14 protein-coding genes are annotated in these 14,136 nt (G+C 32.9%); all 14 read left to right on the top strand.

Annotation, left to right across the window (positions count from 1 at the left end):
- Positions 1–2: 2 nt before the first annotated feature.
- The 14 genes from DG435_RS06810 (at position 3) to DG435_RS06745 (ending at position 14,135) form a co-directional block, all read left to right on the top strand.
- A complete protein-coding gene (locus DG435_RS06810; RefSeq protein WP_106792183.1) occupies positions 3–416 on the top strand; it encodes a nuclear transport factor 2 family protein in 414 nt (137 codons plus the stop codon).
- Positions 417–421: 5 nt separating this feature from the next.
- Positions 422–1,156 (top strand): GNAT family N-acetyltransferase, encoded by a 735-nt coding sequence (locus DG435_RS06805; RefSeq protein ID WP_106792184.1) that lies wholly within the window; start codon positions 422–424, stop codon positions 1,154–1,156.
- Positions 1,157–1,362: 206 nt separating this feature from the next.
- Complete coding sequence (locus tag DG435_RS06800; RefSeq protein ID WP_106792185.1) at positions 1,363–1,611, top strand: GlsB/YeaQ/YmgE family stress response membrane protein; 249 nt, start codon at positions 1,363–1,365, stop codon at positions 1,609–1,611.
- Positions 1,612–1,904: 293 nt separating this feature from the next.
- Positions 1,905–2,660, top strand: coding sequence for an SDR family NAD(P)-dependent oxidoreductase (locus DG435_RS06795; protein WP_106792186.1), 756 nt, complete (start codon positions 1,905–1,907; stop codon positions 2,658–2,660).
- Between the two features lie 22 nt (positions 2,661–2,682).
- Positions 2,683–3,600 (top strand): AraC family transcriptional regulator, encoded by a 918-nt coding sequence (locus DG435_RS06790; RefSeq protein WP_106792187.1) that lies wholly within the window; start codon positions 2,683–2,685, stop codon positions 3,598–3,600.
- A gap of 123 nt (positions 3,601–3,723) precedes the next feature.
- Complete coding sequence (locus DG435_RS06785; protein WP_106792188.1) at positions 3,724–4,074, top strand: DUF1801 domain-containing protein; 351 nt, start codon at positions 3,724–3,726, stop codon at positions 4,072–4,074.
- Between the two features lie 212 nt (positions 4,075–4,286).
- Positions 4,287–6,797 (top strand): glycoside hydrolase family 3 protein, encoded by a 2,511-nt coding sequence (locus DG435_RS06780; RefSeq protein ID WP_106792189.1) that lies wholly within the window; start codon positions 4,287–4,289, stop codon positions 6,795–6,797.
- 160 nt (positions 6,798–6,957) lie between these two features.
- Positions 6,958–7,869, top strand: coding sequence for a PD40 domain-containing protein (locus tag DG435_RS06775; protein WP_106792190.1), 912 nt, complete (start codon positions 6,958–6,960; stop codon positions 7,867–7,869).
- 24 nt (positions 7,870–7,893) lie between these two features.
- Positions 7,894–8,427, top strand: coding sequence for a Crp/Fnr family transcriptional regulator (locus DG435_RS06770; protein ID WP_106792191.1), 534 nt, complete (start codon positions 7,894–7,896; stop codon positions 8,425–8,427).
- Positions 8,428–8,484: 57 nt separating this feature from the next.
- Complete coding sequence (locus tag DG435_RS06765; RefSeq protein WP_106792192.1) at positions 8,485–8,898, top strand: hypothetical protein; 414 nt, start codon at positions 8,485–8,487, stop codon at positions 8,896–8,898.
- A gap of 158 nt (positions 8,899–9,056) precedes the next feature.
- On the top strand, positions 9,057–9,515 hold the full coding sequence (locus DG435_RS06760) for a hypothetical protein (RefSeq protein WP_159025535.1): 459 nt from the start codon (positions 9,057–9,059) through the stop codon (positions 9,513–9,515).
- A 430-nt stretch (positions 9,516–9,945) separates the two neighbouring features.
- A complete protein-coding gene (locus tag DG435_RS06755; RefSeq protein ID WP_106792194.1) occupies positions 9,946–10,692 on the top strand; it encodes a hypothetical protein in 747 nt (248 codons plus the stop codon).
- 69 nt (positions 10,693–10,761) lie between these two features.
- On the top strand, positions 10,762–12,186 hold the full coding sequence (locus DG435_RS06750) for a serine hydrolase (protein ID WP_106792195.1): 1,425 nt from the start codon (positions 10,762–10,764) through the stop codon (positions 12,184–12,186).
- Between the two features lie 227 nt (positions 12,187–12,413).
- The gene (locus tag DG435_RS06745) at positions 12,414–14,135 is read left to right on the top strand and encodes a serine hydrolase (RefSeq protein ID WP_106792196.1); all 1,722 of its coding nucleotides are present in this window, start codon (positions 12,414–12,416) and stop codon (positions 14,133–14,135) included.
- Position 14,136 lies beyond the last annotated feature (1 nt).

The raw sequence follows: 14,136 nt of genomic DNA, 5'->3' as shown, positions 1-14,136 counted from the left end.
ACATGAAAAATACAGAAAACAGTAGCACAGTAGTACATGATTATTTTAATGCTTTTCAAAATGGCAATATGGATAAAGTAGTAAATTTGTTTCATGAAAATTGCCTGATCGTAAGTGTACGTGACCAAGAACGTAAAAAAGATCAACTTCATGGTACATATAGAACCAAAGAAGAAGCAAAGCAGTTTATTGCTAACATAGTTAATTCTTTTACGACCAAAGAATTTAGTGTAGAAAGGGTAATCTCTGAAGGAAATGTCGTTTTTGCAAATGGAAAATTTTCACACGAAGTAAAAGCAACTGGCAAATTATTTATAAGTGATTGGGCTCAGATAAGCATAATTGAAGATGGAAAAATTAAAGAATATAGATTTTATGAAGATTCGGCAGCTTTTGTAAAAACTTCACAGAACTAAATTTTATGAAGGAGACCATAATAAACCACCTTTTTGAATTTTGGGAATATATAGGAACACAGGGAGGCTTTTTTAATAGAGGAGAGGGGTATGTCTATACCAAACCCGAAAAAAACTCCTGGCCCAATAAAATTTTTGAGATAGATCCAGAAACAGTAAACCTGAAACAACTTCATACAGAAATGAAGAATGGGGTCTTGCCAAAATCATTAGGAGTAGCCGAAAATGAAAATATAGAAAAACGATTACTACAGCACGATTTTGAGCAGCAATCAATGGTAAAAGCAATGTTTTTGGAAACTTCTAAGCATACTGCACCTTTAGATAATTTTGCTACGATAGAGCCCGTTGATGATGATAACAAGGCAATAGTATTTGCAAGAGTTTCATCAAATTCATTTGGATATCAAATACTCCCCGAGACTATAATTTCATTAGTTAAACACCAAAAAAACATACATCTTTTTTTGGGTAAATATAACAGTGAATATGTAAGTTGCGGAATTATATATCATGATAAAAATGGATGTTCTGGGATACATATGATAGGAACACTACCAGAATATAGAGGAATGGGATTAGGTAAAATTATGACCAACAAGCTATTATTTGAAGCGTACAGAAATCTAAGTGATATCGTTGTTTTAGTGGCATCTAGATCTGGTGAGAGAATTTATTCTAAAATTGGATTTATAACCGATGGAACACTAAAGAGTTATACAGTTAAAACCCAAAGGTAGCTGGATTTTATAGTATCGTTAATAGTTTTTTTTATTCTTAAGTTGTTGATAATCTTTACTATGAATGATAATAAAATAATACTAAAAAAAAGACTTATCATTAAGAAGAGGTCGATCATATTATAACATTGAAAAGCTAAACATATCAGATAAGTTCGTATTTTTTTAATATATTAACACTTTATTAATAATTTAAAACTAACAATATGGAAATAATTGTAACAATTGTTATTGGAGCAGTAGCTGGTTGGCTAGGAGGTACCATTTATAAAGGTGGTGGTTTAGGTCTCATCGGAAATATTATAGTTGGAATCGTCGGTAGTTATGTAGGATACTGGCTTTTGGGAAGATTGGGAATTAGCCTGGGTACCGGTTGGATCGGTGCGATACTTACTGGGGCTATCGGAGCGATAATCATTCTGTTCTTGCTCAATCTAATATTTAAAAAACGGTAATCAATATACTTACTATAGTCATATAGATGTTTTATCGATATGAGAGTAAGATAAATTTGATTCTAATCATACTACAAAAAGCTACCTATCTGGTAGCTTTTTGCTTTTTAGATAAAGAGTTTAGATTTCATGCGCAATATTAGACAAACGAATGTATTTGATCATTACATTTATATTGTTGTTAGAAATGGTTTGCCTTTATATCATAGATTAGAACAAGATAAAAGTAGATTTGGAAAAGAACTAGTTGCTTTATAAACTCAACTTTGTATTGTAAATTAAAAACAATAAAAATGAGTCAAAAAACTGCAATTATTACAGGCGGAAGCCGTGGATTAGGTCGTGATATGGCAATCAATCTAGCAAAAGATGGTGTGAATATTATCTTTTCTTATCATAAAAACGGGAACAAAGCAAAAGAAGTTATTTCAGAAATAGAGGCACTGGGGCAGAAAGCTATAGCTTTTCCTTTTGATGCTACCAACTATAAAAACGGACAAGAATTCATAAACAAAGTGACCAATTATTTAAAAGAAGAAAATGGTAACCTTAATTTTGATTTTTTAATCAATAATGCCGGAACAGGAGTACATAATTTGGTTTCAGATACAACGGAGGAAGAATTTGATGAAATGATGAATGTGCATCTTAAAAGTATTTATTTTCTAACCCAATCAGCATTACCTTTTCTTAATAAAGGAGGGCGAATCATCAATATTTCTAGTGGATTAACCCGTTTTAGTCTACCAGGTATGTCTGCATATGCAATGATGAAGGGAGGTATAGAAGTTTTTACACGTTATTTAACAAAAGAATTAGGACAACGTAAAATTACAGCTAATGTTATCGCACCAGGAGCCATTGCAACCGATTTTGCAGGAGGAAGTAATAAAGATGAACAAAAAGCAGCTTTAATTTCTAGTATTACTGCATTAGGGCGTGTTGGTGAAGCTGAAGATATTGGAGGAATCGTTGCTTTTTTATGTTCTGATAAAGCAGGTTGGATTAATGGACAACGTATTGAAGTCTCAGGAGGTATGTTGACATAAAAAAATCCATAAATTTAGTATAATGAAAGACTTAAAGCATTTTAAAAAAGTAAGTGATTATCATAAATTAGCTAATATTGCCGCTCCCGAACATCCGTTAATAAGTTTAGTGGATTATAGTCAGGTTAGGTATCCATCGGATATTGAAGAACTAAAATGGAAACAAGACTATTATACTATTGGATTAAAGCGAAACGTAGCACATAAATTTTTTTATGGGCAACAAGAGTATGATTTTGATGAAGGTATCATGACATTTGTAGCACCAAAACAGGTGATGAGTTTAGGAAATAACCCTAATATTAAAGATCATAAACCTTCAGGTTGGTTACTATTAGTTCATCCTGATTTTTTATGGAATTCACCGTTGGCGACGCAAATAACAAATTATGATTTTTTTGGATATACGGTAAATGAAGCGCTTTTCCTTTCTGAAAAAGAAGAACAAATGATGCTGGATCTCTTGAAGAATATCCAACGCGAGTATCAATCAAATATGGATAAGTTTAGTCAGAAAATTATTATTTCACAGTTAGAGTTGCTTCTCAATTATGCAGAACGCTTTTATGAACGACAGTTCATCACTCGTAAGATTTCTAACCACCAGGTGTTAGGTCAGCTAGAACAAATCTTATCAGATTACTTTAAAGTTGATAGCTTAGTTGAAAAAGGCCTGCCTACTGTTCAATGGGTGGCTAATTGCTTAAACCTTACTCCGAATTACTTGAGCAGTATGCTCAAATCATTAACCGGGCAAAGTACACAACAACATATTCATAATAAATTAGTAGAAAAGGCCAAAGAACAGCTATCAACAACATTGCTTTCGGTAAGTGAAATTGCTTATAATTTGGGTTTTGAACACCCGGCATCATTTACAAAGCTCTTCAAAAATAAAACAGACATGTCTCCCATAGAATTTAGAAAAGCATATAATTGAATACATAAAACTATCGCAAAGTGTAAATACAAAATAGCTAATTAAGCGCAAATCATAAAAATTTGCGCTTTTTTAATACATTTAATACCTAGTGTAAGTGGTGTAATACTATTAACAATCTGTATGAAAGCTATAGACAATTTTTATTTTGATAAAGAAGAACCAATTAAAAGTTGCCTTTTGGGATTAAAAGCTATAATAACCGATTATAATTCCGAATTTGAGTCGAAATGGTATTACCGCTTACCTTGCTTTATGTATAAAAATCAGATCTTTTGCTATTTATGGGTAGATAAGAAAACACAATTCCCTTACATAGCAATTGGAAAAGGTGTAAAAATTAACCATCCAGACTTAATTCAGGGAAAAAGGACGTTTACAAAATTATTAATGATTGACCCGAATAAAGATATTCCGATAGAAAAAATTCATAGCATATTTGATATGGCAATGAAACTTTATACTGAAAAATAAAACCACCGAATAGCATCTTAGGCGTATTACTTATTAACTACCTTACGTTTTTTAAACTTAATGTTATGTGTTCACGAATAAGAAATCGATAATGATAATAATACAAAATAATTGTTACAAACATTTATAAACATAAAAAAGGTAGCTTACATATTGTCTATGACCTGATAGAATTTTTCTTTAGTGTAATAACAACTAATATTAATTTCAATATGCGCACTAAAAAACTTTTAATCTTACCCGTTTCTTTATTATACCTTTTGTCTATTCTAGTTTTGGGCTGTGTTCAAAAAAATAATTCTAAAGCAGAAGTAGAAAAATCAGCAGATCTTGTAAATCCTGAAGATTGGCCAAGCATTAAAGCACTACCATTAGATCCTGTGATCGAAGCACAAATAGATGATCTATTGCCAAAACTTACACTAGAGCAAAAAGTAGGTCAGGTAATCCAGGCAGACAATGGATCTATTACGCCAGAAGAGGTTAAAAAATATCGTTTGGGCTCTGTTTTAAGTGGTGGGAATTCGGCACCCGGACCATTACCTTATGCAGATCCAAAAACTTGGTTGGCAATGGCTGATGAATACTACAATGCATCGATTGATGTGGAAGGTGTTGAAGTTGCGATACCATGTATATGGGGAATAGATGCAGTACATGGTCATGCTAACCTTATTGGAGCAATAATTTTTCCACATAATATTGGACTCGGAGCGATGAACAATCCTGACTTGATGGAGCAAATTGCATCAGTAACTGCTCATGAGCTTACTGTATCTGGTCATGATTGGACCTTTGCTCCTACTTTAGCAGTACCCCAAGACGTTCGTTGGGGTAGAAGTTATGAAGGATTCTCTGAAGATGCGAAGATTGTAAAGTCGTATGCAGATCGTATTGTTTATGGATTGCAGGGCCGTTTCGGCGAAGCCGATTTTATGGGAGATGGTCGCGTTATATCTAGTGCTAAGCACTTTCTCGCTGATGGTGCAACAGAAAAAGGCGTTGATCAAGGTGATGCCCTTGTTAGTGAAACAGAATTACGTAATGTGCATGCGACAGGTTATTATAGTGCTATACCTGCAGGTGTTCAAACAGTGATGGTTTCTTTCTCCAGTTGGCAAGGTAAAAAACTCCATGGCGAGAAAGAACTGTTGACAGATGTCTTGAAGGAACGACTTGGTTTTAACGGTTTTGTGGTAGGTGACTGGAACGGTCATGGCCAGGTTCCTGGTTGTACAAATACAGATTGTGCGCAGTCGCTGAATGCAGGCCTGGATATGTATATGGCCCCTGACAGCTGGAAAGGTTTGTATAAGAGCACATTGAAGCATGTAAAGAGTGGAACAATTCCAATGTCCCGCTTAGATGATGCAGTACGTCGTATACTTAGAGTGAAAATTGCTTCGGGTATATTTACCAAAGGAGCACCGAGTACACGTAAAAATGCAGGAGACGAAAACCTTTTGGGGCTACCAGAAAATAGAGCCATCGCACGCCAGGCGGTTCGAGAGTCGATGGTTTTGCTTAAAAACAATAACAGTACTTTACCGATTGATGCTATGAAAACAATTTTGGTAATTGGTGATGGAGCAGAAAATATCTCTAAGGCATGTGGTGGTTGGACATTGTCCTGGCAGGGAACAGGTCATACCAATGATGAGTTTCCCAATGGTGACTCTATTCTTGATGGTATTAAGAAAGCAGTTAACACAGCAGGTGGTAAGGTAATTTATTCAGCTAATGGAGATACAACCGTGAAAGCTGATGTTGTAATTGCCGTATATGGAGAAGATCCATATGCTGAGTTTCAAGGCGACAGAGAAAACCTTGACTTTATTCCAAATGGTTTTGATGTAAATAAATTGGCAGAATTTCAAAGTAAAGGCATTCCTGTTGTATCTGTTTTTCTATCAGGCCGCCCACTATGGTGTAATCCTGAAATAAACAAGTCAGATGCATTTATCGCAGCATGGTTACCTGGTACTGAAGGTGGAGGGATTTCGGATTTATTATTTCAAAGAGATCCTTCTTTTGATTTTACAGGCCGTCTATCATTTTCATGGCCAGCAAGTGCGGTAGTATCAGAAGATAGTGAACCGTTATTTAAATTAGGTTATGGTCTTTCTTATAATAATAATATAGCGGTCAATCAACTTTCTGAAAATTCTGGCATAGAAAATAATAAAGTAGTATCTACAGGCGAGTTTTTCAGTAAAGGTGCCCCTGTTGCGCCATGGGGATTATGGTTAAACTCAGGTAATTTGGTCAAACAAATTGCTAGTTTTCCAACATCTGTTGGAGGGCTAATTATAAGTAAGACAGACCACATGGCACAAGAAGATGCATTAAGAATAAAATGGTCTAAATCAGATCGTGATCAAATGCGGATCAGTACGACTTCACCAAGCAATATGTCTCGCCAAGCAAATGGAGCAATGGAACTTACTTTCTCTGCAAAATCATTTAAAGCAAAGGAGGCAGTTGTCGAAATTGGTATGTGTGATAAAAATTCTTCTTGCGATAAAACTCTTAATATCAATATCGCTGCCGATCATTGGCAAGAATATCGAATAAGTCTAAGCTGTTTTGATAACCTTGGTGTTGATATGACCAAAATAAGCTCTGCATTAATGATTACCGCAGGAGAAGGCGTAGATATTGGACTTAGCAATATTCGCTTAGAATCAGACATTGATGCTAGGCCTGGATGTAAGGGTAAATAGAGTTTTTATGGTTTAATGAAAGCAATATTAGGTATGTCAAAAAATGATAAGAGGAAAATATTTATATTTGGGTTAGCACCGACCTGAAACGTATTGCTTATTATCTACCTTATGTTTCTTATACAGAACATTACCTTCAATAGATAAAACTTAAAAACATATGCGTTTACTAATTAATTGTTTTTTCTGGTGTTTATTAACTCCTTTAATATGTTGCAGTCAGAAAGTAGATGATCGTCTTAAGTATCTTGAACAAAAACCTCCATCTGTAAACCCAGAGATATTCGCACCCGGTCTTATTTCTAAAAATACTGAATCAGAATTTGGTTCGGTTTTTAATACCGAAGCAACACAATTTTTCTATGGAGTAGATATAAACGGAAGAACCGAAATAAGATATTCAGAACTTATAGAAAACAAATGGAGCAAACCTAGAACTATTTTATCTCATGATAAATATGGATTTAATGACCCATTCCTTTCTCCAGACGAAAAGAGATTATACTTTATATCAGAAAGAACATTAGATGGTATGGGAGCCAAACAAGATCATGATATATGGTATGTAGAAAAAGAAGGTAACGAGTGGTCAGAACCTATCAATGCCGGACCCAACATCAATTCCAATAGAAATGAATACTATATTTCATTTACACAAACCGGAACAATGTATTTTTCATCAAATAAAATAACCGCTGAGAAAAAGCAGAGTGACTTTGATATATACTCCTCTAAAAGTATTAATGGAAAATTTCAGAAAGCGATTACGCTTGGAGATTCAATTAACACCTCAAATTATGAAGCTGATGTTTTTGTTGACCCAGAGGAAAGCTACATTATTTTTTGTGCAAGACGACCAAAGGGATTAGGTAGAGGTGATTTGTATATTAGTTTCAAGAATACTGATGGTACTTGGACAAAATCTATCAATATGGGAGAAAAAATCAATACAAAAAACCACGAACTCTGTCCTTTTGTATCAAAAGATGGTAAATATTTCTTCTATACAAGTAATCAAGATATTTACTGGGTAAGTACTAAAATTATCGATGAATTAAAAAAAAGCAGGTAACGTTGTGTGTAATTAAAAACCAAAATGTCTCAAAAGAAAACAATTAGCGATTCTTTGCACAAAACAATATCATTAGAAAAAGGCGGTTTTTTTCTTCAATATGGCAAACCTTGTATAGAAATTGGTATGTTGATTAAAGGAGTGATGAGGGGTTTTGTTTATGATAATGATGGTAATGAAATCACTACTCATTTTTATCAGGAAGATGATATGATTATTGGTAGTTATATACCAAAAACAAATGTAGTAATGTATGTTGAAGCTTTAGAAAAATGTAAAATTTCTGTAGCAGATTATTCAGAAGTGATGTCTTGGGTCAATAAAGACAAAAATATCACCGAAATAATAACAAACGAGTTCCAAAAACTCAATAATCAATTACAATCAAGATTAGTATCTCTTTTAAATTTGAATTCTGTAGAAAAGTATGAACTCTTTTTAAAAGAATACCCCAGTTTAATCAATCGAATTCCACATTATTACATTGCAAACTACTTAGGTATTACACCAACACAATTAAGTAGAGCACGAAAACAATTTATCGACAAATGTAAATGAGAAAAAAAATACGTATTCGTTCTTTTGTATCAAGAAATGATATAAAAAAGATACAATATGGAAAAGCATTTTGAACTAACAGACAAAGTATTCGAAAATCAATTTACACAGTGTACACTAAATCCTGAAATTTTTAGTCATGAAGCACATTTACGACTGGCTTGGATAAATATTAGTAATCATGGAGTTGAACAAGCTGAAAAAAAGATACAAACTCAGCTACAGAATTTTGTCGAATTTGTAGGTGCAAAAGACAAATACAACAAAACACTAACGATTGTCGCGATCAAAGCAGTGAATCATTTTATGAATCAATCAAACTCTAATAATTTTAAAGATTTCATAGTTGAGTTTCCGCAATTAAAAACCAGCTTTAAACAACTCATCGGTAGCCATTATAGTTTTGATATTTTTAATTCGGAAAAAGCAAAAACAGAATTTTTAGAACCTGATGTACTTACTTTTGATTAAAAGCAGTATAGTGAGATTAGAATCTGTGTTAAACTGAAAATATCATCTTTTCTATAGTGAATGACATAAAATAAATGCAAATTACTTTACTTGATTAAGTAACATTTTACCTGGTTAGGACATATACCCATAAATAGTTGACACAAGCACTTAATCATATGCAGAAATCATCTACATCTCTTTATAGAATTCGGAAAACAAGTTGGGGTATTTGGGTACAAATTTCGGCCGGTGTTGAAAATAGTAATCAAGGTGATAAAATATCCGACAACTTGTTTTTTGAGTATAAAGCTAATACCATACATCTAACAGATGTTGAAATTGAACTTTTAAAAGAAGGTCTTATCTGGGTAAGTTCAATAATTGAAAAGAAAATTAATACTCCAACCAAAATAACTCTGAATGAAATAAAGCTAAATCATTGTGACTATCAAGTTGAAGGAATGTTTTACGGAATTGCATTTTGGGCATCTGAACATTTTGGGTTTGATTTACCCAAGTATCAATTTAATTATGACCTGAAAAAGAATAAGTATATGTTCCCTGATTTAGATGACAAATTAAAAAAACTATTTACTACACTATACATGAGATCAGAGCAATTTAGTTTCAAGTAAAAAGAATTCCCTGTTTTTAGCAATGCTAAATTTTTATAAGTTTAATCAAAAGCCGTCAAGTTGAGTGGTTTTTCATAGTGAAACGAAGAAAAATTGTATCGAAATTAGGCTTTTGATTAAAATTTACTTGTCTTCGAAAAACTTAGAACAAGTCTTGTCGAAGTACAGTTTTCGATAGAAAATCATCGACTGGAGTAAACTTTATTACATGGAACTCACATTCCTCCTCCTTCTTTCTAAAAGCGTATCAAGTTATAATTACTACGTCAATTAAATAATACAATCAACAATATTCTGAACAAGAAAAAAGATAGGTTAATCCATGTATTTTATCACTTTCTACATATTGGCTTAGTAGGTATGAGATGTTCTTATTGTAACAAAGAAAAATGAAATATGTCTTTTAACTATAACCAAAATCTAGTATAAAATGAATCTTTCTAAAAAACAAACACGCTTTTTAATTATTAGTAACATCTCTTGTTGGGCATTATTATTAGTCCTGTTACTGACTGGTTTTACTGGGATAAAGAATACTACATTTGATGTCATTACTGCAGAAAGAATTAACATAGTGAATGACGACGGAACTACAGTTATGGCACTAGCAAACAAACAACGTATTGCAGCACCTAGGATGAATGGAAAAGAATACCCTGTTAGTATGATAGAGAGAGAGCACTTTGCCGGGATGATATTTTTTAATGAAGAAGGAGATGAAATAGGAGGACTTGTTTTTAATAGTGCTCAATTGCCAGACGGGAGAAAGTTTGGAGCTGGTCATTTATCGTTCGATAGATATAACGATAATCAGGTAATAAATTTAGAACATAAAGAAAATATTCATGGCAGTATTAAGTCTGGAATAACGTTTTATGATAGAACTGGTAATGGTAGTTTTGGTAAAAACCTTGATTTGATAGAAGAATATAAATACCAAAATATATCAGATGATAGAAAAAAGGAAATCATTGAGGAAATAAGAAAAATGAAAAAGAATCGTGATCTGGGAGTAGAAAGAGTATTCTTGGGTAGCGATAACGAAATTCCTCAACTTACAATGAAAGATGTTATGGGGAATGAAAGGATAAAACTATTTATAGATTCTACAAATGTCGCCAAACTACATTTTTATAACGAAAAAGGAGTGCTAATTGGTGAAATCCCTAAGGAATAATGATGAATTAAATCAAAAATACAATGTAACCTTTCTAAAAAACGATGGTCTTAAGTACAAAATATATATATGAACCTGTTTCGATCAAATTTTTTTGTACTCCTTAGTATTGTATTAGTATCAATTTTGTTTTTTACAGCATGTGCAACCGATAGAAAACCCGATGTTCCTAAAACAAAAGAAAAAGCTGCATTAAACCAGTTATTAGAGGAGAAAATTAATCTTCATTATCCACCCGATGGAGCAGGAGCGGTTGTTTTAATTCGTAAAGGCGGAAAAACATTACTCAAAAAAGCATTTGGAAATATAAATATAGAACATCAGGTAGAGGCTCAAATCGATATGAAATTCCGTATCGCCTCTATTACAAAGCAATTTACTGCCGTTTGTATTTTGATGTTAGAAGAACAAGGGAAACTATCTCTTGATAATGATATTAGAGAGTATATTCCTGAGTATAAACAATCATATGATAACAAAATTACTATTCGTCAATTATTAGGGCATACTGCAGGAATTCCAGAATACACAGAAGTAGAACCTTCTTATGATCATCATGGTACAGATCGGGTAACTATGGACACTATTGTAAATGTGATCAATACTATTTCACTTGATTTTAAACCCGGAACTGCCTGGAAATATTCAAACTCAGGATATGTTTTATTAGGCAAAATTGTTGAAAACGTTTCCAAACAGGAGTTTAGAGCATATATGCAAGAGCATATTTTTGATGTGTTAGATATGAAACAGTCAAGCTTCTATGATTTTTATGAAGTCGTTCCGCAATTGTCTAAGGGATACGAAGTAGCCGAGGAAGAACCTCATAAAATTGTTCATGCAAAGGCTGTAAAACCAGGAACACTTGCAGATGGCGGCATCATTTCTACTATCGATGATATAACCATTTGGTACGATGCTTTAAAAAACAACACATTAATCAGTGAGCAACAAAAACAGATCGCTTTCACTTCTCAAAGCCTGCATGATGGCAGAAAAACTAAATATGGATTAGGTTGGTGGACCACAACTTTGGGGAAGTACACTACAGTAGAGCATGGAGGAAACGTGCACGGCACCGAATGTTACTCGTTATGGGTTCTTGAAGAGGACTTACAAATTATTGTGTTATCAAACCTAAATAGAAGTTCTCCGGGAGCACTCGCCGTACAATTAGCTTCAGATGTTTTAGGAATTCTACCTAATCTAGAACAGGTTAAGTCCTTTGATGAGAGTGTGTTAAAGAAGTTTACAGGGGTTTATACTCATGAAGATGGAACCATTCGTAATATCACATTAGAAAACGGACAGCTTAATTCGCAGCGAGACCAGGGGAGAAAGTTTGTTATTGTGCCAATTAGCGAACACAAATTTATTTTTGAATCCGATCCTGATTGGTGGATTGATTTTACCATAAATGAGGATAAAAAAATAGAGAGCCTTGCCGTTGGATCCAGAACTGCTTTAGTGTCAAATGGGAAGCGAAACCAATAATAGTGCTGTATATCCAAAATCAAGAAGTATGATACTGGTATTTTGATGAAGTTTCTTTCACTAATTCACAGAAATACTTCTCTAAAAAATGTATGGGTATTGTATTTTTTGAAAGCTGCTAAAAGCAAAAACCAAAGGACATTCTTAAGTTTTTATGTAACCTTTTTGAAAAAAATGGGTAATACAAATAAAGACTACCCAAAAATAGTAGGTTAAATCAAAAAGAAATGAAACGAAATCCACAAAGATTATCGACTCTTTATACATGTAGCTTATTTATTTTCCTATTTAGTTCAATTCACGCTCAGACCAATAAAAATCATGCTACAACTAGTAAATTAACTAAAGTCGAGCAAGCTAACTCATTATTTAAAGAATGGAATTCAGTAAATTCTGGTGGTGCAGCAATTGCAGTTATTAAAAACGGAAAAGTTGTTTTTAGTAATGCATACGGAAGTGCCAATTTAGAATATAACATTCCAAATACGACTAACACTATATTTCATGCAGCTTCATTATCAAAACAATTTACCGCTTATGCCATTTTGCTTCTTGAAAAAGAAGGAAAATTGTCACTAGATGATGATATAAGAACATACATACCAGAAGTTCCAAATTTTGGTAAAAAAATTACTTTACGACATCTTGCTAGTCATACAAGTGGTATAAGAGATCAATGGCGACTCCTGTATTTAGCAGGATGGAAAAATGATGATGTTATTCTTAATCAGGATATTTTGGATTTAGTATCTAAACAGACTTCTTTAAACTTTGACCCTGGAACCAAACTATCATATTCAAATACAGGATTTACTTTATTAGCAGAAGTTGTAGCACGTGTATCGGGTCAATCTTTTGCTGAATATACAAAAGATAACATTTTTGTTCCATTAGAAATGAGCAATTCACAATTCTATGATGATTATGAAAAAATAGTAAAGAACAGGGCGTACTCTTACAAGAATAAAGAAAATATCATTAAAAAAAGTAAACTTAGCTTCTCTACTGTAGGGGCTACCAATTTATTTACTACTGTACATGATTTATGTAAATGGGCTATTTACCTAAATACTCCAGCTTCAGAAAATAAAGGCATAATAACAAAAATGAATCAACAGGCCTATTTAAATAATGGTCAAATCACCGAGGCTGCAATGGGACAATGGACAGGAGTTAAATATAAAGGTTTAGAATGGTTCGATCATACCGGTTCTGATGCTAGTTTTAGAGCTTATTTTTCTCGATTTCCAGAGCATAATTCGGCTGTAGTAATATTAGCAAATACAACACCAATACGTGCTTCTACGCTGGCATTAAAAACTGCCGATATTTTTTTAGATGAATATTATAAATCTGAATCAAAAGGAAAAGCAAAGAAGAGTAAGAATGAAAAAAAGATTAAAAAATCTATCAAACTATCCAAAAATCAGATGTCAAAATTTTGTGGTAAATATTGGGAACCCAAAGAATGGTATGATAGAGAAATAAAAATTGTTAATGACACACTTATATATTATAGATCCGAAGAAAGTCAAACAAGGTTACTGCCAATTAGTAATAATGAATTTAAAATGTTGGCGGATACAAACGATGTAAGTGTCATTTTTGAAGAAAATGAAAACAATGAAAAAGTGATGCGATTGAATATCAATAACAATCAAAACATTGAATTCTTAAAATATAACTCGTTCAATATTAGTGAGTATACTGGGGATTTTACTAGTGAAGAGCTTGATAGCTCAATTCAGTTTTATAACGACAATGACTCAGTTTTTATAAAACTATTTAAAAGAAATCCGATTAAACTAAAAGCTATTAAAAAAGATGTATTTACATCATCAAACAGACATTTTAAGAAAATTGAAATCCTTAGAAATCCAAAAGGTATAATTTCTGGTTTTTTAGTGTCAAATGGAGGTATTGCTAGCTTAAAATATGATAAGAACTAAA

It is taken from the genome of Aquimarina sp. Aq78, assembly GCF_900299525.1.
Lineage (GTDB): Bacteria > Bacteroidota > Bacteroidia > Flavobacteriales > Flavobacteriaceae > Aquimarina.
This window is presented reverse-complemented; position numbering and strand designations above follow the sequence as displayed.